The organism is Streptomyces sp. CB01580, assembly GCF_001905795.1.
GTDB lineage: Bacteria > Actinomycetota > Actinomycetes > Streptomycetales > Streptomycetaceae > Streptomyces.
Map to the genome: position 1 here is coordinate 353659 of NZ_LIXJ01000003.1, position 20195 is coordinate 373853.

The following is a 20195-nucleotide window of genomic DNA, read 5'->3' on the forward strand; positions in this document are numbered from 1 at the left end:
GGGCCCGGTCGTCGAAGTGCCGCCTGCCGTGCGGACCGGGCATCGCGCGGTTCGGCTCCTGCTCGAACGACGACGGTTCGACGACAGGACCCGGCACCGGGCCCGGCGTTCAGGCGGGCGACGCCCCGTCGGTGTCCGGGGCCGGTGTCCGCTCCGCGCGGCCGCGGGAGGGCGCGCCGCAGGCCACCACGGCCGCGCACACCAGCGCGGGCACCGCGGCGATCGCGAAACAGACCGGCGGCGCCAACCGGTCCACCAGCAGGCCCATCGTCGCGCTGCCCAGCGCGGACCCGGCGTTGATCGCCGTGTTGACCCACGCGCCCGCCCGGGTGCGCGCACCCGGGTCCACGGACTCGTCCGCCAGGAGATACGCCGTCGTCAGGGCCGGGGCGACGAAGACCCCGGCCGCCGCGACCACCGCGACCAGCACCGGCACACCGGGCGAGAGACCGGCCACGACCAGGGCCGTGCCCAGACCGGCGACCAGGACCGGCAGCCGCATCCGGTTCGGGGCGCGCCAGGGGACCGCGCCGTACGCGAGCCCGCCGACCGCGCTGCCCGCCGACAGTGCCGCCAGCACCCACGCCACCGAGCCGCCGCGGTGGTGCTGCTCGGCGAACGCCACCACCAGCAGGTCCAGCGCGCCCAGACACAGTCCCACGGCGGCGGCCGCGAGCGCGGCGTGCCGCAGCCCGGCGATTTCGAGCAGCGTCCGCCGCCCGCCGCTCACCCCGTCCGGCGCGGCGGCCGGCTGTGCCGCCGGCCTTGGGGTCGCGCCCCGCACCGCGGGGGAGGACACCAGCGCGCCCGTCCCCACCAGCACCAGCGCGGCGCTGATCGCGACGCCCGCCGCGGGGACGGTGTGCCGGATCACCACGCCCACCAGCAACGGCCCGGTGACGAACAGCAGTTCCTCGGCGACGCCGTCCAGACTGTACGCACGCCGCAACAGCTCCCGGTCCGGGACGAGGCGGCTCCACAGGGTCCGCATCACCGGACCCAGCGGCGGCGTGCAGGCGCCCGCCGTCACGGCGAGCACCCCCAGCAGCGGCGAGGGGGCGCCCGGCCGCCAGGTGGCATACGCCAGAACGGCGAGCAGGACCGCGTACAGCCCGGCCATCGGCGGCAGGGCCCGGCGCGGCCCGTACCGGTCGACCAACGCGGCACGGGCGGGGGAGAGAAGGACACTGGTGGCCCCGAACAGGGCCATGACCACCCCGGCCGCGGTGAAGGAACCGGTGGCGTCCTTCACCGCCAGCATCAGGGAGAGGGAGATCATCCCGTACGACAGCCGCCCCACGAGAGCGGCACCGAAGGCGGGGGCGGCGTGCGGGGCACGCAGGACGGCGGCGTACGAAGGGGCGCGCGAAGGCGCGGGTGAGAGCCGGAGCATGAGGACGTTCCTCGTGAGGGCGGCGCGCGCGACGGCGCCGCGGGCGTGCGGGGACACCGGAGGACCGCACCCGGTGGGACGGGGCGCGGCCGGTACGGGGTCCTACGCACGGGGGAGGAACATGCGCGCCAACGTATCAGGAGGAGAAGCGCGCGGTGGAGGGCGGTGCGGCGGCCCTGCGGGCGGACGTCGTGTCCGGCCGCCCCCGTCCGGGCACCGCCGACGGGATCCCCGGACGGTTCGACGGACCGCGGGGCGCCTCGTACTGTGCGGGGCATGACGACGCCGTCGCACCGGATCCTCCAGGCACTCGACCGCTTCAACGCCGCCCATCCCTGGGACCACAACGCGCACTTCCACCGATGGATCCTGCGCCGGCTCCCGCGCCGGTGCGACCGGGCCCTGGACGTCGGCTGCGGCAGCGGGGACCTGGCCCGGCTCCTGACGGCCCGGGCGGGGAGGGTGCACGCCATCGACGCCGACCCGGACATCGTGACCCGGGCCCGTGAACGCACCGCCCCCGACGTCCCGGTGACCTTCACCGTCGCCGAGGCGCCGGCCGGGATGCCGGCCGGCCCGTACGACGTGATCACGTGCGTCGCCGCCGTCCACCACCTTCCGCTCACCGACGCCCTCACCGGATTCCGCGAGCGTCTGGCGCCCGGCGGAACCCTGGTGGTGGTCGGCCTCGCCCGCGAGGAGACCGCGGTCGATCACCTGCTGGCTCTCGTCTCCAGTCCGCTGAACGCAGCCACGGGCTGGATCAGGAACAGGGGCCGCCGGGCGCCGCGCCCCGTCTCGATGACCGCCGCGACCCGGCCCGCCGGGATGACGTACCGCGAGATCGTCCGCGAAGCACGGGACGTGCTGCCCGGCGCGAAGGCGAGGCGCAGGCTGTTCTGGCGGTACACCCTGGTGTGGCGCGACGGCTCCGGTGGGCGCTGACCGCGACGGGACACACCCTCGCCCGTCCGGCCCCCGGACCGCGTCCCACCGCCATGACCGACGGCGCCCCTCCGGTCACGGAAGGGGCGCCGTCGGCAGTCGGCCCGCCGGCCGAAGGGCGTCGGCCCGTCAGGCGGCCGGTACTCCCGAGGTGTCGATGATCTGGCGGATGGCCCGGCCCGAGGCCAGCTCCTCCAGCGCCTCGTTGATGCCGGTCAGCGGCAACGTGCCGGTGTGCATCCGCTCCACCGGCATCAGACCCGCCCGCCACAGGTCCAGGAACCGGGGGATGTCGCGGCGCGGAACCGCGTCGCCCATGTACGAACCGATCAGGGACTTGCCCTCGCCCGCGAACGCCAGCGCCGGGACCTCCAGCGTCCGGCCGGGGGCCGGCAGGCCCACCGAGACGACCCTGCCGCCCCGGGCCACGGCCGTCAGGCACTCGGCCATCACCTTCGGGCTGCCCACCGCCTCGACCGCCACCTCGGCACCGCCGGAGGTGAGTTCGCGGATCGCCTCGACCGCCCCGTCGGGGGCGAACGCGTGCGACGCGCCCAGCTGGAGGGCCAGTTGACGCTTCTCCGGAACCGGGTCGACCGCGACGACCGGGTACGCGCCCGCCGCGCGGGCCCCCAGCACGGCGGACAGGCCCACCCCGCCCAGGCCGTAGACCACCGTCGACTGCCCGGGGCGCAGGGCCGCCGTGTTGATGGCGGCCCCGGCGCCGGTCAGGACCGCGCAGCCGAACATCGACGCCACCGTGAACGGGACGTCCCGGGGTATCGGCACCACCGACTCCTGGGCCACCACCGCGTGTTCGGAGAACGCGGAGACGCCCAGCTGGTGGTGGACGCGGGCGCCCGACGCGTCGGTCAGCAGCGACGGTCCGTGCAGCAGCGCCCCCGTCCCGTTCGCCGCCGCCGCGCGCTCGCACAGGGCGGGCCGCCCTGCCGCGCAGTCGGCGCAGAATCCGCAGCTCGGCACGAAGACCAGTGCCACGTGGTCGCCGGGGGAGACCCGGCCGACGCCCGGACCGGTCTCCTCCACGACGCCCACCGCCTCGTGACCGAGCGCCATCGGCAGCGGGCGCACCCGGTCGCCGTTGACCACCGAGAGGTCCGAGTGGCAGAGCGAGGCGGCCGCGATCCGCACCAGCACCTCGCCCTCGCGCGGCGCGCCCAGCTCCAGCTCCTCCACCTCCACCGGGCGGGTCGTGGCATAGGGGCGGGCCGTCGACACCCCGCGCAGTACCGCCGCGCGGGTCCTCATGCCCGGGTCTCCGGACGCGGGGCGCAGCGCAGCACGTCGCGGCTCTCCAGCAGCGGGACGACCTCGCCGAGCACGATCCGCTGGAAGTGCGGGGTGGCGCAGTGGGCGGTGAAGTCGGCCTCGGAGGCGTACTCCTCGTACAGCACGATCGCCCGCGGGTCCTCGGTGCCCTGGTGGACCCGGTAGGCGAGGTTGCCCGGCTCCCGGCGGGAGGCGGCGGCCATGGCGTCAAGGAGGGGGAGGACGGTGTTCTCCTCGCCCTCCTTGGTGCGGTAGCGGGCGACGACGACGTAGGTCATGCGGGTTTCACTCCTGGGGTGGTGCGGTGGGCCTCTTCAGGGCGGCGGACGGGACCGGCGGCAATTGGTCCCGGCGCAGGTGCCAGAGGCGGGGGTCGGACGTGGCGGCGGCGACGGACCCGAGGGCCAGCGCCAGCGCCACGTCGGCGGGGGTCTCCACGAAGCCCGCGGCGATCGACGGGGACATCGCGCGCTGCGCCTGCGCGCTCATCCGGGCGACGATCGGGGCGGGCATGATCTCGACCAGGTCCGGCGCCCCGCGCGAGATCGCGTCCGTGGAGCGGCGCAGATTGGACCGGTCGGTGACGAACACCTTCATCATCGTCAGCAGGCCGAGCGCGCGGCCCTTCTCTATGAGCGAGAGCCGGGTGCTGACCACGCCGTGGGCGCCCATGTTCTTGATGAACTCCAGCGCGCCCCGGTCCTGGGCCAGGCCGGGGCTGCTGTCGACGTTCACGAACACGGTCTTCCCCGCCCGGCCCAGCGCCGGTACGACCTGGGGCAGTTGGCCCACCGCGAGCGACGCGACGATGCACACCCGGGACGGCGCGGTCAGGAACTGGCGCAGCGGCTGGGTGCCGACGACCGACGCGACGACCGGGACCTCGGCGAGCGCGGAGGCGAGCCGGGGGTCGAGCGCGGCGGCGGACCGGGACGGGGAAGGGTTCATGGCAAGGACCTGCCTGGGAGGGAGGGTTCGTGGCGGCTGGGCTCAGCTCAGCGGGGACGTACCGAATCGGCTGGGAAGGCCCAGTTTGCCAGGGTTGAGAATGCCCTTCGGGTCCAGGGCGTTCTTCACCGCGACGAAGGCCGCGAAGCCCGCGCCGAGGGCGTCCGGCACGTAGGGGCCGCGCAGCAGACCGCAGCCGTGGTGGTGGCTGATCGCCGCCGCGTGCTTGATGAGCACGGCGTTGGCGGCGTCCCACACCGAGCGGTACCAGTCGCGGCGTGCCTCGGGCGCCACGTCCCCGCGCAGCGAGAAGTAGACGCAGGCGCCGTCGGTGTAGGCGTGCGACTGGTGGGCGGAGGCGGCCAGGGTGCCGTCCACCGCCTGGATCGCGGCGACCACCTCGTCGTAGATCACCGGCAGGTCGGTCCAGGACGCGGCCATCTCCAGGGTGTCGGCGACGAAGCCCGGCCCGGGCTTGAAGCCGTCGGCGGACTTGCCGACCAGCATCCGCTCGTCCAGCCAGCGCTCGAAGACGGCCTGGCTGTCCAGCTCGGGGCCGTACTCCTCGCAGACCTCCTTGGCGACCTTGATCGAGGCGTCGACGATCGCCGGGTCGCCCTCGTCCGCGATCAGCAGGAGGTTGGTTCCCGAGTGGCCGAAGTGGGTGCCCGACTCCAGCTCGTCGTACAGGCGCAGGACGGCCGGGGTGGCGCCGCGCTGCATGATCCGGCGGCAGGCGTCCAGGCCCTCCGCGAAGGTCTTGAAGCCGTACGCGGCGGCGGAGGCGTACTCGGGCAGCGGGTGGACCCGCAGCCGGGCCGAGACGATGACGCCGAGGGTGCCCTCGGAGCCGACGAACAGCTGGCGCAGGTCCGGGCCGACCGCGGCACGGGCGTAGTCGCCGTAGGTGGCGCGGGTGCCGTCCGCGTGCACGACGTCGACGCCGACGACCATGTCCTCGATCTTGCCGTAGCGGGTGGAGAGCTGGCCGGCGCCGCGGCAGGCGATCCAGCCGCCGACGGTGGAGACGGCGAACGCGGAGGGCCAGTGGCCGGTGGTGACGCCGTACTCCTCCTGGAGCTGCTTCTCGAAGAGGTCCCCGAACATGCCGGACTGGACGTCCACGACGTTCGACCCGGCGTCGAAGCCGACGATCCGGTTCAGCCCGCACAGGTCCAGGACGACACCGCCGAAGACGGGCAGAGCGGCGCCCGTGACGTTGGAGCGGCCCGCCGACGGGGTGACCGGGACGCCGGCCTCGTGGCAGATCCGCAGCACGGCCGCGACCTGGTCGGCGTCGACCGCCTCGACGACCACGGCATCGGGCGTCGCCGGACGGCCCTCGGTCTCGCCGATCATCGAACCGGCCCACCAGTCGCGGGTCCGGGTGACGACCTCCTCGCGGGAGGTGTGCACCGCGTGCGCGGCCTCGCGCAGCGCCTCGACCACGGCCTCGGGGACCTCGACCGGGTCCGCCTGGAGCGCGGCCCCGCCGTCGCCGATCGGGGTGTTGCGTGCCCACTTCGCGAAGCTGGGGGCGCCGACGGTGTAGTCGCCCCGGTTGAACGGATGGGTGATGGTCTGACGGCTGATCATGCTGCTGCCCCTTCGAGGAGTACGGACTTTTCGTGACGGACGGCTGCGAGGTACTCGGCGACCGAGCGCTCGACCTCCGCCTCCGTGAGGTTGAGTTCGCGGCCGAGGATCGCGCCGACGGCCTCGGCGGCGTCCGCCGACGCGTCCCGGGCGAACAGCCGGGCGCGGGTGCGGCGGGAGAGGACGTCGTCGACCGAACGGGCCAGCTCGGCGCGGGCCGCGTAGACGACCTCCGCCTTGGTGTACGGGAGTCCCGCGACCACCGGCTCGGCCAGCGACGGGTCGTCCTGGATGAGGTCGCCGACGAACCGGGCCTCGGTGCCGAAGCGTTCGCCCAGGTGCGCGGCGATGCCGCCGGACGCGGCGACGGCCTCGGAGTCGTAACCGGCGCCGCCCAGGAGCGGGAGGTCGGCGGTGCGGCTCTTCGCCCTGCGGCCGAGGACGGTCATCACCTTGTCGATGACGAGTTCGCCCATGTGCCGGCTGGTGGTGAGCTTGCCGCCGGTCACCGTCACCATGCCGGTGCGGCCGACGGTGATGTGGTGGTCGCGGCGCATGTCGAGGGTGGCGCCCTCCTTGCCGCCGACCAGCGGACGCAGACCGCCGATGGAACCGACCACGTCGTCCGGGGTGAGCTTCCCCTCGAAGGCGGTGTTGGCGCCCTCCAGCAGGAAGTCCATCTCCCGGCGGGTGCAGTGCACGTCGTCCGCGGAGCCCTGGTAGTCCTCGTCGGTGGTGCCCAGGACGACACTGTTGCCCCAGCGGGTGCAGGTCGCGCGGCGGGCCCGGCCGGGGATCGGCACGGTGACCGTGCAGTTGATCCGCACCTTGTCCCACGGGACCACGATGTGGACGCCCTTGGCGGGCCGGACCTGCGGCCTGTGGCCCTCGTCGGCCTTCGCGTCGAGCTCGTCGGTCCACACCCCGGTGGCATTGACGACGGCCCGCGCGCGGATGTCGAGGGTGTCGCCGTCCGCCGTGACCCGGGCGCCGGACACCTTGCCCATCTGCATCAGCAGGCCCTCGGCCTTCGCACCGTTGAGGACCGTCGCGCCGAGCGCGGCGGCGGTGCGGACGATGGTGAGGACGAGCCGGGCGTCGTCGGTGCGGGCGTCGAAGTACATCAGCCCGCCCTTGAGGTTCTCCGCGCGCAGCGTCGGCGCCTGCGCGAGGACCTCGGGCACGGTGAGCCGCTGGTGGAGCTTGCCGATCCGCCAGCCGCCGACCAGGTCGTACGTCCACAGCAGGCCCTCGAAGCCCTTGGCGAGGCGGGCGTCGAAGATGCCCTCCTTCTCCAGGATCGGGAAGAGGAACGGCAGCCGGTGCACCAGGTGCGGGGCGTTCTTGCGGAAGCGGTGGCGCTCCAGGAGCGAGTGGCGGACCAGGTTGACGTTGCCCTGCTCGATGTAGCGCAGGCCGCCGTGCACCATCTTCGACGACTTCGACGACGTGCCGGAGGCGAAGTCGTCCTTCTCGATCAGCGCCGCGCGCAGTCCGCGCGAGACCGCGTCCAGCACGGCGTACGCCCCGGTGATACCGCCGCCGATGACGAGCACGTCGTACGTGTCGTCGGCCAGCCGGCGCTTGAGGGCCGCCCGGTCGAGCAGCAGGGGCGTTCGGCGGGTCGCCGCGGCGTTCCGCCGCGGTTTCCGGGCGGGCATGGTGATCACGACATCAACTCCTGGTGTTTCGGTACGGCGGCCGCGTCGTCGGGGGACGGGCCGCCGGTGCGACGGCCGGGGCCGTCAGTGGGGGGTGGACGTGTTGAGGGGGCGCAGCGCCGGGTCGCCGAGATGCGCGATCAGCACCTCACGCCAGGCGCCCCGCTGCTCGGCGCGTTCGGCCGCCGGGAGCGACGGCTCGAAGACGCGGCCGCGCGGCTGCGCCTCGACGATCTCTTCGAGGGAGGACCACAGGCCGCGGGCGACCCCGGCCAGATAGGCGGTGCCGCGCAGGCTGGCGGTCGCGGAGTCGGAGACCCGTTCCAGCGGCAGACCGGTCAGGTCGGCCTGGATCCGCATCAGCGGGTCGCTGCCGGAGACGCCGCCGCCGACCCGGAGCCGGGTGAACGGGGTGCCCATGGTGTCGGCGACCCCGTCGATCAGGTCGCACACCGAGTGCGCGATCCCGTCGAGCACGGCGCGGGCGAGATCGGCGCGGGTGGTGGCGAGGGTGAGCCCGGTGAGGGCGGCGGTGGCCTCCGGGTGCCAGACCGGCGTACGGACCCCGGCGAGCGCCGGGACGAAACGCGGGGTGCGGCCCGGCCGGGTGGGGACCCGGCCCGCCTCCTCACCGAGCTCCTTCGGCGACGCGAACAGGCCCAGGTCGTCGCAGAGCCAGCGCAGTGCCGAACCCGCCGTGGAGGTATACGCCTCCAGGCTGTAGTGGCTGGTGCCGCCCTGCCGCCGGCCGGGCTGGGCGAGCACCCCGGAGATGTCCGGCCGGGGCAGGGCGGGCGTGGTGCCGGTCGCCGCGTCGACGAACGCACCGGTCCCGTACACGCACATGCCCTGCCCGGCGGCGAGCCCGCCGAGCGCGACGAGCGCGGCGTGCTGGTCGCCCATGGAGGCGGCCAGCGGGAGGGCGACGCCGAGGGCGGAGGGGTCGGTGGTGCCGAAACCGGCATCGTCGGAGCGGAGCTCCGGCAGCAGGTCGAGGGGGAAGCCGAGCCGGCCGATCCACTCCTCGTCCCAGGCGTGCCGCTCCAGCAGGTAGCCGCCGGTGGAGGCGGCGTTGGTCGGAGTGGTGGCGTGCACCGCGCCGCCGGTCAGCCGCCAGATCAGCCAGGTGTCGACGGTGCCGAAGAGCAGCCGTCCGGCCCGGTGCGCCCCGGCCACCTCCGGGTGCTCGGCGATCTGCCGGGCGGCCCAGAGGAACGGGGAACGGGCGCCGACCGGCCGGCCCTGCCGGGCCAGCAGCGCGGCGTCCCACTCCGCCTCGTACGCGGTGAGCTCCTGCGCGTACCTCCGGTCCTGCCACACCACCGCGGGCAGCAACGGCCGCCCGGTGACCCGGTCCCACAGCATGGCCGTGGCCCGCTGAGTGGACAGCGCGACCGCGGTGACCTCGATGCCCTCCTCACGGGCCCGGTCGACGGCCCGGCGCGCCACCTCGACGGTGGCGGTCCAGATCTCCATCGGGTCCTGCTCGACGGAGAGGTCGTCCGGGTGGCCGACCGCGATCGACCGGTAGAACACCTCGTGGGCGGCGCCCGAGTCGAGGACGACTCCGGCCCGGGTGCCCGTGGTGCCCTCGTCGATGGACAGCACACCGCGCCGTGGGGCGGCGCCGGGGAACGTCTGCGTCATTGCAGCCCTTTCGTTGCGGGCATCGCGAGCGAGCCGTGCGGAGGAGCGGAGGAGGGGAGGGGAGGGGAGGGTGTGCGGCGGATCAGCGCGCGGCCATGGACCGGGCCGGTCGCGCGGCGGTGTCGTGGTCCTGTCCTGCGACCTCGTCGGGCGAGGCGGCCTTCGTCGGGTCCCACTTGATCACCAGACAGGTGATCATTCCGAGCAGCGGCACGACGGACAGCGCCAGGAAGGTGTCGGCGAGCCCGAGCGATTCCTTGATCTGCGGGAACACGTACAGCCCGACCACACTGCCGAAGCTGCCGACCATGCCGGTGACACCGGTGCCCAGCGCGCGCACGTCACTGCTGTACGAGAGCGCCGCGATGGACTTGCCGTTGGCGCCGGGGCCCGCCGAGTGGCACAGGATGAACAGGACCGGCAGCAGGAACGCCACGGCCGTGGGCACCTTCTCGAAGGTCAGCCCCATCGCCACCAGGGCCACGAAGACACCGGCGAAACCGGCGGCGGAGCTGAGCCGCAGTCCGAGGCGGCGACCGAAGTACGCGGACAGCAGCCCGCCCGCGATGCCGAAGGCGTTGAACACCATCGACCCGATGGTGGCCTTCTCGAAGCTCTCGCCGAAGATCGCCAGGCTGATCAGCGGGAGGTACCAGCCGACCGCGAAGTACTGCATCGACTGCCCGAGCGAGATCACCGAGGAGAGGACCGTCCGGGGCAGGTACGCGCCCTTGAACAGCAGCCCGGCCTGCCGGAAACCGATGGCGGGTGCCTCGGCGGCGGTGCGGGTCGCCGCGTCGGGTTCACCGGCGACGGCCTCGATCCCGTAGATCCGGTCCAGGTTGGCGACGGACTCCTCCAGCCTCCCCTTGCTGGCCAGCCAGGTGGGGCTCTCCTTGAGCATCAGCGCCTGGCCCAGCAGCAGCACGGCGGCGACGATCGCGGCCGAGCCGACCGACCAGCGCCAGATGTCCGCGCCGACGTCCAGATGGAAGAAGAGCAGGGCCAGCGCCAGGTTGCTGGTGGTGGCGACGTACCAGACGGCCTGCCACAGGTTGAGCCGGCCGCCCAGCTTCGCGGGCGTGTACTCGGCGAGCAGCGCCATGGCCACCGCGAAGTCGATGCCGTACGCGACACCCACCAGGACCCGGCCGAGCCAGACGACGGTGAAGTCACCGGCGAACGCGGCGAGCAGGGCCCCGGCGATCGCGAACACCTTGGCGATGAGCAGCGGGGGAACGCGGCCGATCCGGGTGGCGAGCCAGCCGCCCACCGGATTGAAGATGATCGCCAGGGCCGGAGCGGTGGCCGTGAGGATCGAGACCTGGGTGCTCGTGAGCTCCATCTGGGTCGTCATCGGCCCCAGGCCCGCGCTCAGCGCGGCGTTGGAGTAGGCGTCGAGGAACAGGCCGCCGAACACCAGGAACCAGATGATCTGCGCCCGGCCGGTGATCTTTCCCAGCCCATCGATGAGCGCAACGACGTCGGCGACGCCTTTGACGCTCGGACGTTGTGCCATGAGTCCGCCTTCGAGGAAGACCCGTCGGCGGCACGGGGAGCACAGAAACAGGCATGACGAAGCCACCGACAGGTGGTCTGTGTCTGTGCCTGTCAAAACACTGCGGAAAGCGCCGCAGCACGTGAACTGCTGGAACTACCTACTAGGCAGTGAGGTTAAGAACGCGCCGGGAGAAACGTCAAGGGTTTCGGCCAGGTTACCGAAAAGTGACGGAAGCCCCGGGCCCCGACCGGTGGCCGGAAGCGGAGACCGGTGCGCCCCGACCGGACCGGGCCGGGGGCGCACCGGGAACCGGCCGCGCGGAGTTCGTCAGCGCCCGGTCTGCAGCGCCGCCCAGGTGGCGGGACCCACGACACCGTCGGCCGCCAGGGCCCGGCTCGTCTGGTACGCGCGCACCGCCGTCGCCGTCGCCGGGCCGAAGCTCCCGTCGACGCCGACCGGCGAGCCCAGTGCCGCGGTCAGCGCGCGCTGGAGCCGCTTCACCGCGTCGCCCGAGGCGCCCTGTCCCATCGTGGGCGTCTCACCCGCCGACAGCAGAGCGGTCCAGGTCATCGCCCCCACCACACCGTCGGCGTCCAGCCCCAGGGCCGTCTGGTACGCCCGGACCGCCTCGAGCGTGGCCGGGCCGAAGGCGCCGTCCACCGCCCCCGCGGGATGGCCCTGCTCGCCCAGCAGCCGCTGCGCCGCCGCGACCTGCGGTCCGGTCGAACCGCTGCGCAGGGCGGCGTACGAGGTGAAGCTCAGCCCGTCGGCCGGGGTGCCGGTGTCCCCGCCGACCAGCTCCATGTACCGCGCCCAGTCCCAGTTCGGGCCGGGGTCGGTGTGGTCGTTGCCCGGTACCTCGTTGTGCCCGACGATGTGCGCCCGGTCCTTGGGGATGCCGTACCGCTCGCACAGGTGCCTGGTCAGCGCGGCGGACGAGCGGTACATCGAGTCCGTGAACCAGGACGGGTCGTCGATGAACCCCTCGTGCTCGACGCCGAGCGTCGAGGAGTTGGCACTGCGCGCGTGGTACGCGGTGTCGGAGTCGCGGACCGTCTGGGTGATCTCGCCGTCGGAGGAACGCACCACGTAGTGCGCGCTCACCCCCGAGGCCGGGTCGCGGAACCAGTTGATCGAGCCCGCGTACGAGCCCTGCGTGACGTGGATGACCACCTTGCCGATCGCCGCCGTGCGCCCGGCGGCGTAGTTCTTCTCGTGGGCCGGGACCCACAGCGCCGACGGGTAGTCCGGACTCTGCGTCCGCACGTCGGCGGAGGCCCACGGGTCATTTCGCGGAGCGACCGGGCGGCCCGTCACCGAGATCCGCTCGCCGCCGGGGACGACGGTGTCGAGACCGTCGGCCAGGACGTCGTAGACGGCGTCGGCGTACAGGGCGGCGGCCGGCCCGTCCGTACCGGCATACCGGGCGACGACCGGGTACCAGGCGTCGATGTCGTCGCGGTCCCGGGCGTCGAGGCCGAGCGTGTCGGCGTACGCCCTCAGCACCGCCGCGCCGCCCAGGACGTTCGCGGCGGTGTCGGTGCGCAGTTCGGCGGGGGACGCGCCGGTGAGCGAGGCGGCCCGTTCCAGCGTCCGGTCCACGGGGTTGCTCACCAGGTGCATCACCCCGTACCCGCCGTCCTGGCTGGGACGCCCGGCGTGGCCGTCGAGGTGGGTCTGGCCGTACCCGACGGCGGTGAGCAGATCGCGCGGTACGCCGAACTCCTCGGCCGCCCGCGCGAACGCCCGGTTCATGGGGTGGTCGTCCTCGGACGCGGCGAGGGCTGGGGTACCAGTCGCGGCCAGGACGGTGGCGGTGAGGGCCGCCAGGACGGAGGTACGGACCCTTGTGTGGAGGCCGTCTCGTCGGGGCATACCTGCTCCTGCTCTGTGTGGGGGGAAGGCGTGCGTCCCTGGGCCCGGACGGGCGGGAGGGGCACGGAGCCGCTCAGCGTAGCGACGTGTTCAGGTCATGACAATGATCTCGTCCGCGCGTCCAACTCCCTTTCACCCGAATGGGGTTGACGCGCCGTCCGGAACCGAGCGCGAGCCGGGGGCGGTGCGCGGTCGAGGGCCGGGCCGTGGACGCCCGCAGGCCCGGCCCCCGCTGGGCGAAGGGGGCCGGGCGGGCGTCGCTACCAGCGGTCGCGGTGGATGACGTCCGCCACCGGACGCCGCCGGACCGGACCGAAGGAGCCCTGCGGCAGGCCGACCGGCACGACCGCGAAGGTGCGCATGTCCTCCGGGATGCCGAGCGCCGCCTTCCACTCCCGCTCCAGCATCAGGTGCCAGATGGTGATGTTCGCCGCGAGCCCCAGTGCCCGCGCGGCCAGCAGCAGGTTCTGCACCCCCGGGTAGACGCAGGAACCCTCGGCGAGCGCCTGGAACCGGTCCTGGGTGTTCACCATGTGCTCGGTCGCGGCCGGGCCGAGCGCCCGCGCGGACTCCCGCAGCCCGTCCTCGTCCACTCGCGGCTCAGGGAACCGGTAGCACGGAACGATCAGCGCGGGAGTGTCCGCGAAGTGGTCGCGCTGGTACTCGATCGCGGCGACCATCCGCCCGTACGCCGCGTCGTCCATGCCCGCCGGCGCGTGCTTCCCGGTGGTCGCCAGATACGCGTCCACGCACCGCTTCCACAGGGGCGCGAGACGGGCCATCACCTCACGGTCCGTCACCACCACGTACTCGTAGCACTGCATGTTGCCGCCGCTCGGGCCCCAGACCGCGGCCTGCACGAGCCGCTCCAGCGTCTCGTCGGGCACCGGGTCCGGCTTGAGGCGGCGCATGGCGCGCATCGTGGACATGATGGTGAACAGCGCCGGTCCGTCCGCTCCGGAGGCGCCGTCCGGCGCGCCGTCCGTCGTGATCGCACCGTCCGTCGCGGCCGTGTCGGCCAGCATGTTCGCGTCGGTTGTCATGATCGCGGAGTCTAGGGTCGTGATCACGGGGACGGGAGGGGCCGGACGGCCCCCCGGGTCCCGGAACCTGCCGACGGCGGACGCCCGGTCCGCGCGAAAGGCGTATAGAAGGGTCCTCCGGACCGGCCGACGTCCCCCGAACGGCACTCATCCCTCACGTGGCCCGGTCGTCGTCCCGCGCCCGGCGGCGCGCCCGCGCCCGGTGCCGAGAGGGTGAGAGCCGTGCCCGGGCGCCGCGGAGGCGACCCGGGCACGGCTCTCACGGGACATGGGCGTGACCCGGGCGGGGACGCCCGCACCCCGCCCGTACGCCTCGGAGGTCAGTGCCCGCCGTGGCCGTGGCCGTGCTCGGGCCCGTGCCCGTGGGCGTTCCCGGGGGCGTTGACCTCGACCCGTACGATCTGCGGATCGTGGTCGCTGGCCTGGTCGGCGAACTCCGCGTTGATGTGCACCACGTCGTAGTCGAAGCGGCGGATGCCGGGGCTGGTCAGGATGTGGTCCAGCGTCTGCGAATTGCCGTCGTACACGTAGCTGTACCGCTCGTTCGCCGACAGCGTGTCGATCAGCGGCTTCAGCACCTTGCCCTCGGTCAGCGCGTCCATCGTCGGGGAGAACGAGAAGTCGTTCAGGTCCCCGAGCGTGATGACGCGGGCCGAGTCGTCGGCCGCCAGCAGCGACTTGACGAAGGTGTTGACCTCCGTCGCCTGCCGCACGCGCTTGACCTCCGAAGTGCGCCTCGGTTCCTGGTACTTGCCGTGCAGGGGCTGATCGCCGCCCTTGGACGCGAAGTGGTTGCCGATGACGAACACCGGCTTTCCGTGGAAGCGGAACTCGCCGACGAGCGGCTTGCGGCTGTCGGCCCAGGCTTCACTGGCCGGGGCGATCCGGCCGGGCGACACCGAGAGCGCGACCCCCTTCTTCGTGCGCACCGCGGCCACGGGCGTCGTCGCGTCGCCGCCCGCGCGGTCCACGAAGTCGACCCTCTCGGGGTCGAAGAGGAAGACGTTGCGGATGTTGCCGCCGGGCTCGCCGCCGTCCTTGTTGTTCTCGGGGGCGATGTACCGCCACGCGTACCGGGGCCCGCCCGCGGCGACGATCGCGTCGGTGAACCGCTTCAGGGTGGCCTCGGAGCCGACCGTGCCGTCGTTCACCGCGCCGTTGTCGTCCTGGATCTCCTCCAGCGACACGATGTCGGGCGAGGAGAGGTTGACGGCGATCCCCTCGGCGAGGGTGTCGAACTTGGCCTGCTCGTCCAGCGCGTCGAGGTTCTCCACGTTGTACGTGGCGACGGCGAGCTCCTTGCCCTTCTGCTTCCGGGTCACCTCGCGCCGCAGGTGGTGGTCGGTGAGCGTGCCCAGCTCGGTGGCCTGGAGGGTGTAGCCGCCGTACGAGGCGTAGTCCATGACCCCGGTGGTGGCCCCGGACAGCTCGTCGCCCACGTTCGCGACGGGGACCGGACGGTTCGCGTCGAGCGACATCACCTTGACGCGGCCGGTGTTCTGGTCGGCGTACGAGGAGTAGAGGGTGCCGCCGCGCGCGGTCCGGTTCTCCTGCGGCTTCACGGTCACCCAGATCTCGCCGTACGCGTTCGTGGCACCCGTCACCCGGGTGTCGGCGATCCGGACGCGAGTGCCTTCGAGCGACTCGTACAGGTCGAGGGCGTACGCCGACGGTTCGAGCGGCAGGCCGTCGATGGAACCACCGGCCGCCGAGGGCGCGTAGGCGTCCGGCACCGACGCCGCGTCGAGCACCACCGGGTCGGGCAGCGGGTTGCCCGAGGACAGGACCGTCGTCTTCGGCGAGGTGATCTCGGTGACCGACTGGCTGGTCGTCGACGGGTAGTACTCGTCCACCTTGCCGCTGACCAGCACCGAGTCGCCCACGGCGACCCCCGGCGCGGCGGACCCGGTGAAGACGAACACGCCCTCGGCGGTACGGGGGTCCGCGTCCGGAGCGGTGTCCTGGATCCAGAAGCCGCGCGAGCCGGTGGCGCGCACGCCGGTGACGACGCCGGGCACCCCGGTCACCTGGCGGCCGTTCAGCGGCGACACCCGGGTGGTGCCCTGGATGTCGTGGATCCGGACGCTGCCGGGCTCCGTCGGGCCGCCGGGATCGACCGGTCCGGACCCGCCGGACGTCTCGCCGGCCGCGTTGACCGGCGTCGGAGTGCCCGCGGTGAGGTCCGCGGCATTGTGGTCGGTGTCGGCGAGGGAGGCCGCGCGCGCCACCGAGGCGGTGTTCGACGCCCCGGCGGCCGGGCCGGAGCCCTCCCGTACGACGGCGGAGCCGTAGCCGACGAGGTCCACGATCCGGGTGTCGGCCGCGCAGTCGGCGGCCGTCCTGCAGGTCAGCGGGGTGGTGCCGGAGACCAGCGCGACGGTGCCGCCGGTGGCCGACATCGCGATGGTGCCGGTGGCATCCGGCGTCGGCAGGGCCTCGGTGCCGCCGGTCCCCGCCGCCTCGGCGACGAGGTAGCGACCGCCGGGGGCGAGGGAACCGGACAGCGCGGACACCTGCCACAGCGAACCGGCCGAAGGGGCGGCAGGCAGGTACTGCACGCTGAACCCGGACAGGTCGTACGCGGCGGTGCCGGCGTTGCCCAGCTCGATGAAGTCGCGGGTGAGTTGCGCGCCCGAGTTGCCTCCGCCGCCGTACACCTCGGAGATCACGGCGGTCGAGGACGGAGCCGCGAAGGCGGCGGGCAGCGCGGTGGCCGACAGCGTCACGGCGACGGTGCCGGCCAGCAGGACGGAACGGGGTCTGGATATGTGCACGGTGGGCTGCTCCCGAAGTCTGGTGAGGGCAAAAGCTATGCGCGTAGAACCAGCCTTGACAAGACATCAGAAGTGAATTCCGTACATCCTCGCGGCGTCATGGAGGCGCGGGGGCGGGTCGCGCCCGGTAGGCAACCGGGCGGTTGCCTACGGTGGGAGGGCGGGGGCCGGAAGGAGCAGCCATGGACAAGCCGGAGTTCGTCTACGTCATCTACATCCAGACCACGGCCGAGCAGCTCTACCAGGCGCTGACCGACCCCGAGTCCATCAAGATCTACATGGGCGGATACGGCCCCGACTCGACCTGGGAGGTCGGCGCGCCGGTCCGCTGGAAGATGGACCCGGACGGCGAGTTCGAGGAGGTCGGACAGCGCGTCCTGGCGGCGGAGCCCGGCAGGCGGCTCTCCTACACCTGGCACACCCTGCAGCCCATGCACCGTCAGATGTTCGACTTCGCCTCGGACGAGGAGTGGGAGAAGGCCGTCCGTGAACGGTCGAAGGTCGCCTTCGCCATCGAGCCCGCCGAGGAGCCCGAGATGGGCATCAAGCTGACGCTCACCCACGACGGCTTCGACAGTCCGGACAGCAGGATGCTGGAGGGCGTCAGCAGCGGCTGGGTCATGATCCTCTCGACGCTCAAGACCCTGCTGGAGGGCGGGAGGTTCCTCGACGAGCCGGAGTGAGGACGGCGAGGGCGCTCGGGACGGGTTCCGGCCGAAGCGCACGACGGCGAGGCTGTGCGCGAGGTGAGGACGCCGCGAGTGCGACGCGGTGCCGTGACCGTGCGCGACGTGGGGATGCCGCGACTGCGACGCCGTGCCGTGACCACGAGGGCCGTCCGGGCTGCCGTCCGACCTCGGGTGTCCGGGGGCGTCCCGGAGCCGGACTGCGCTCAGAGCTCAGAGCTGGTTGTCCGGGACCACGTGCACGGCCGCTTCCTCGGCCGACGCCCCTGCTCCGTCGATCCCGACGTCCTCGGCCGCCAGGGTGTCCGGCTCGTCGATGTCCAGCTCCCGGGTGAGACGTCCGGCGCGTACCGCGCCGACCTCCCCGTCCCAGAGTTCGCCGTCACTGTCGGAGAGATCCCCCATGCCGTCGCCGTCGAGAGCGGTGATGTCGGGGAGCTCCCGGGCCAGACGGCTCTCCAGGGGCTCGCCGCTGTGCTGCTCGGCGGCCGTGGTGCCCAGGTCCTCCACCGCCCACGGTCGCTCGGGCGGTGAGTAGCCCTCGTCGAGCAGGTCGGTCAGCCCGCGGTTGTCGAGGGTGTCCTCGATGTCGAGCTGCTCGGGGAGGTCGGATGCCTCCGGCTGCTGGGGCTGGTAGACATCGTCCCCCATCTCGGCGTCCTTCATGGTCTGTCCCTTCCCGGTTCCGGGACCCCGGCCCTGCGCGCCGGACACATGACTCGGGCGGAACGGGTCGTACGCGCTGAAACGTGCGCGTTTACGGCATATACGCAATAAGCGCCTCAAGACCGCCGAAGCGTCCTTATGGGTACAGGATAAGTGGCCCCGGCAGGAGTCCGCAGCCGTTCGTCCCCCGGGCGCGGACGGCCGGTCCGAGGGACCATGGACGTGTGGCAGGCGGGCCATGCCCTGCCCCCATCGGTGTCGGGAGAGCCGCCATGGATTACCCGGAGAGTTACGAGCTGGTGTTTCAGTCGTCCGCCGTGGAGGACGACACGGTGACCGTCCGGCGCACCGAGCGCTCGGGCGCGGGTGGGTACCCGATCTACGAGGACGAGACCGGGATCGTACGCGCGGAGATCAGCGACCGGGGAGAGGTGCGCATGCTGGCCAGCGGGGGACACCAGGTCCTCGGCACGCCACTGGTGGTGCGCGAACCGAGCGCCTGACCCGCCCGGGCCCGCCCGGGGAACGGTCCCCGTCCGGGCCCGTGCGGTACGGGACGGGTCACCGGCCGCGGGCCGGGTCCGGCACGCGGGTCCGGTCAGCCCTCGGTCCAGCCGTGGTTCTTGGCGAACTGGAGCAACGCGCCCCGGACCTGGAGGATCTGGGCACCCGTCAGCGTCGGCGCCGACTCCAGCAGGATGTCGGTCACCTCCCTGGTGAACGCGGCCGAGCTGAGCACGTCGCACAGAGCGTCGTCGTCCGCCGACCCCGCGTGAGAGGCGGCCGGCCTCGGAGGGGTCAGCGGCTTGCCGTCGGGCCCCTCGGCGAGCCGGACGGACGACGCCTTCAGCCCGCGGTCACCGTCCTCGATCTCGAACTCGACCTGAGTGCCCGTGTGCACATAGGACTCCGGGATCAACATGTCGTTCACATGCAGGAAGACGTCCTCACCGCCGTGATCGGGCGCGATGAAGCCGTATCCCCGAGCGCTGTCGAATCGCACCACGCGACCAGAAACCACACCAACCCCCAAAGAAAGAACCGGGCCCCTCGCCCGTCGCCACACATGGCTCGACGGGAGAATAGCCCCGGCGGTCGCGCGGCGCGACCCGGTCCGGGAATCGCGCCGCCCGCTCACCGGAGCCGGCGCGGTTCTGGCGGCGCGGCCCCCGAGGCGAGCGGGGAGCGGGCCAGCACGATGCTGCCCACCGTGATCAGCCCGAGTGCGACCAGTTCCGGCACCAGCCACCACCCGGTGCGCAGTCGCTCGTCGAACAGTGTCACCCCGTACAACACGCTGATCAGTGCGTCACCCAGGGTCAGCGGCGGCTGGACCGCGACCAGCATGCCCGCCTGGAGGGCGTTCTGGAGCAGGAACAGCGCGCCCACCCCCGCCGCGGCGGTGGCGTACAGCTGCCAGGACGCCAGCAGCGCCACCGCCCCGCCCCCACCCCGGAGCCGCGCCATGGCGTCCTTCATGAGCGCGGCCGTGAGGGCGTACCCGCACGCGGCGGCGAGACCGAGCAGCGCGCCCCGGGCGTTGCCGCGGACGCCGAGCGCCGTACCGATCAGCGCCGCCTCGAAGAGTCCGGTCAGGATCAGCGCCGGAATCCAGACCGCTCCCCGCACCGCGGCGCCGTCGCCCTGCGGCGCCGCCGAGACCATGCCCAGGGCCAGTCCCAGGGTCATGGCCGCCACCGCGTACCAGAGCGAGGCGGGCAGCCGGACCCGCATGACGAATCCCGCCATCAGCAGCGTGGCCGGCAGCTCGATCACGAAGATCGGCTGGACCACGGCGATCGGCCCGGTGGCCAGGGCCACGGCCTGGCAGACGGCCGCGACGATCACCAGACCGATCCCGGCGAGCCAGGTTCGACGGCGCAGCAGGTGCCCGATCAGCGACAGCCGCATCGCCTCGCTGTCGGGGACGGTGCGCGCGGCCCGGCGCTGGAGGACGGAGGCCGCTCCGTTGGTGAGTGCGGTCAGGACGGCGAACAGGACACTGATCACCCGCTCATGATGCGGGCGGCCGACCCGCGATCCCCGGTCCCGCGCCCCTCCGGCATGGCGGGCCGCACGGAGCGGGGGAGCCCCCGGCCCCGGGCGTGTATCCCGCGTCCGGCTCCGGCGGCGCACCGCGCATCCTGCCCCGGCGGGACGCGCCCTCCAC

Annotated in this window: 17 protein-coding genes; 3 read left to right on the forward strand and 14 right to left on the reverse strand. The window is 73.1% G+C overall.

What is annotated here, in order from left to right:
- Window positions 1–109: 109 nt before the first annotated feature.
- Entirely contained in the window at window positions 110–1393 is a 1284-nt protein-coding gene (locus AMK22_RS06595; protein WP_073782273.1) for an MFS transporter, read from the reverse strand.
- A 276-nt stretch (window positions 1394–1669) separates the two neighbouring features.
- On the opposite strand from AMK22_RS06595, the gene AMK22_RS06600 reads away from it, so the two are divergent.
- Entirely contained in the window at window positions 1670–2338 is a 669-nt protein-coding gene (locus AMK22_RS06600) for a class I SAM-dependent methyltransferase (RefSeq protein ID WP_073782274.1), read from the forward strand.
- 129 nt (window positions 2339–2467) lie between these two features.
- On the opposite strand, the gene AMK22_RS06605 is transcribed toward AMK22_RS06600, so the two are convergent.
- The 10 genes from AMK22_RS06605 to AMK22_RS06650 form a co-directional block, all read right to left on the reverse strand.
- A complete protein-coding gene (locus AMK22_RS06605; protein ID WP_073782275.1) occupies window positions 2468–3607 on the reverse strand; it encodes a zinc-binding dehydrogenase in 1140 nt (379 codons plus the stop codon).
- Window positions 3604–3906, reverse strand: coding sequence for a putative quinol monooxygenase (locus tag AMK22_RS06610; protein ID WP_073782276.1), 303 nt, complete (start codon window positions 3904–3906; stop codon window positions 3604–3606). Before AMK22_RS06610 ends, AMK22_RS06605 begins: the two co-directional genes overlap by 4 nt.
- A 7-nt stretch (window positions 3907–3913) precedes the next feature.
- Entirely contained in the window at window positions 3914–4576 is a 663-nt protein-coding gene (locus AMK22_RS06615; protein ID WP_073782277.1) for a glycerol-3-phosphate responsive antiterminator, read from the reverse strand.
- 42 nt (window positions 4577–4618) lie between these two features.
- The gene (locus AMK22_RS06620; RefSeq protein ID WP_073782278.1) at window positions 4619–6172 is read right to left on the reverse strand and encodes an FAD-binding oxidoreductase; all 1554 of its coding nucleotides are present in this window, start codon (window positions 6170–6172) and stop codon (window positions 4619–4621) included.
- Window positions 6169–7842, reverse strand: a complete 1674-nt coding sequence (locus tag AMK22_RS06625) for a glycerol-3-phosphate dehydrogenase/oxidase (RefSeq protein WP_073782279.1) — start codon at window positions 7840–7842, stop codon at window positions 6169–6171. Before AMK22_RS06625 ends, AMK22_RS06620 begins: the two co-directional genes overlap by 4 nt.
- Before the next feature lie 75 nt (window positions 7843–7917).
- Window positions 7918–9480: an FGGY family carbohydrate kinase gene (locus AMK22_RS06630; RefSeq protein ID WP_073782280.1), complete on the reverse strand. Its 1563-nt coding sequence runs from the start codon at window positions 9478–9480 to the stop codon at window positions 7918–7920.
- An 82-nt stretch (window positions 9481–9562) separates the two neighbouring features.
- A complete protein-coding gene (locus AMK22_RS06635; RefSeq protein ID WP_073782281.1) occupies window positions 9563–10999 on the reverse strand; it encodes an MFS transporter in 1437 nt (478 codons plus the stop codon).
- A gap of 309 nt (window positions 11000–11308) precedes the next feature.
- Window positions 11309–12856, reverse strand: coding sequence for a peptidoglycan recognition protein family protein (locus AMK22_RS06640; RefSeq protein WP_073782282.1), 1548 nt, complete (start codon window positions 12854–12856; stop codon window positions 11309–11311).
- Between the two features lie 260 nt (window positions 12857–13116).
- The gene (locus AMK22_RS06645; protein WP_242433875.1) at window positions 13117–13785 is read right to left on the reverse strand and encodes a nitroreductase family protein; all 669 of its coding nucleotides are present in this window, start codon (window positions 13783–13785) and stop codon (window positions 13117–13119) included.
- Between the two features lie 434 nt (window positions 13786–14219).
- A complete protein-coding gene (locus AMK22_RS06650; RefSeq protein WP_073782283.1) occupies window positions 14220–16673 on the reverse strand; it encodes an endonuclease/exonuclease/phosphatase family protein in 2454 nt (817 codons plus the stop codon).
- Window positions 16674–16855: 182 nt separating this feature from the next.
- Between AMK22_RS06650 and AMK22_RS06655 the strand changes: the two genes are divergently transcribed.
- Entirely contained in the window at window positions 16856–17356 is a 501-nt protein-coding gene (locus AMK22_RS06655; protein ID WP_073782284.1) for an SRPBCC family protein, read from the forward strand.
- A gap of 216 nt (window positions 17357–17572) precedes the next feature.
- Here AMK22_RS06655 and AMK22_RS06660 read toward each other — a convergent pair whose 3' ends face one another.
- Complete coding sequence (locus AMK22_RS06660; protein WP_073782285.1) at window positions 17573–18025, reverse strand: DUF5709 domain-containing protein; 453 nt, start codon at window positions 18023–18025, stop codon at window positions 17573–17575.
- 272 nt (window positions 18026–18297) lie between these two features.
- Here AMK22_RS06660 and AMK22_RS06665 point away from each other — a divergent pair, with 272 nt between their 5' ends.
- Entirely contained in the window at window positions 18298–18528 is a 231-nt protein-coding gene (locus AMK22_RS06665; RefSeq protein ID WP_073782286.1) for a DUF6296 family protein, read from the forward strand.
- 95 nt (window positions 18529–18623) lie between these two features.
- Here the strand turns inward: AMK22_RS06665 and AMK22_RS06670 are convergent, their stop codons facing one another.
- Both AMK22_RS06670 and AMK22_RS06675 read right to left on the reverse strand, forming a co-directional pair.
- On the reverse strand, window positions 18624–19046 hold the full coding sequence (locus AMK22_RS06670) for a cold-shock protein (protein ID WP_073782287.1): 423 nt from the start codon (window positions 19044–19046) through the stop codon (window positions 18624–18626).
- 113 nt (window positions 19047–19159) lie between these two features.
- Window positions 19160–20035 (reverse strand): DMT family transporter, encoded by an 876-nt coding sequence (locus tag AMK22_RS06675; RefSeq protein WP_073782288.1) that lies wholly within the window; start codon window positions 20033–20035, stop codon window positions 19160–19162.
- Window positions 20036–20195 lie beyond the last annotated feature (160 nt).

What these genes read in the sequence shown, in the direction of transcription:
- AMK22_RS06630 (WP_073782280.1), bottom strand. Translation starts at nt 9,480, where the DNA reads ATGACGCAGACGTTCCCCGGCGCCGCCCCACGGCGCGGTGTGCTGTCC.
- AMK22_RS06600 (WP_073782274.1), top strand. Translation starts at nt 1,670, where the DNA reads ATGACGACGCCGTCGCACCGGATCCTCCAGGCACTCGACCGCTTCAAC.
- AMK22_RS06605 (WP_073782275.1), bottom strand. Translation starts at nt 3,607, where the DNA reads ATGAGGACCCGCGCGGCGGTACTGCGCGGGGTGTCGACGGCCCGCCCC.
- AMK22_RS06635 (WP_073782281.1), bottom strand. Translation starts at nt 10,999, where the DNA reads ATGGCACAACGTCCGAGCGTCAAAGGCGTCGCCGACGTCGTTGCGCTC.
- AMK22_RS06645 (WP_242433875.1), bottom strand. Translation starts at nt 13,785, where the DNA reads ATGTCCACGATGCGCGCCATGCGCCGCCTCAAGCCGGACCCGGTGCCC.
- AMK22_RS06610 (WP_073782276.1), bottom strand. Translation starts at nt 3,906, where the DNA reads ATGACCTACGTCGTCGTCGCCCGCTACCGCACCAAGGAGGGCGAGGAG.
- AMK22_RS06595 (WP_073782273.1), bottom strand. Translation starts at nt 1,393, where the DNA reads ATGCTCCGGCTCTCACCCGCGCCTTCGCGCGCCCCTTCGTACGCCGCC.
- AMK22_RS06660 (WP_073782285.1), bottom strand. Translation starts at nt 18,025, where the DNA reads ATGAAGGACGCCGAGATGGGGGACGATGTCTACCAGCCCCAGCAGCCG.
- AMK22_RS06655 (WP_073782284.1), top strand. Translation starts at nt 16,856, where the DNA reads ATGGACAAGCCGGAGTTCGTCTACGTCATCTACATCCAGACCACGGCC.
- AMK22_RS06665 (WP_073782286.1), top strand. Translation starts at nt 18,298, where the DNA reads ATGGATTACCCGGAGAGTTACGAGCTGGTGTTTCAGTCGTCCGCCGTG.
- AMK22_RS06640 (WP_073782282.1), bottom strand. Translation starts at nt 12,856, where the DNA reads ATGCCCCGACGAGACGGCCTCCACACAAGGGTCCGTACCTCCGTCCTG.
- AMK22_RS06615 (WP_073782277.1), bottom strand. Translation starts at nt 4,576, where the DNA reads ATGAACCCTTCCCCGTCCCGGTCCGCCGCCGCGCTCGACCCCCGGCTC.
- AMK22_RS06620 (WP_073782278.1), bottom strand. Translation starts at nt 6,172, where the DNA reads ATGATCAGCCGTCAGACCATCACCCATCCGTTCAACCGGGGCGACTAC.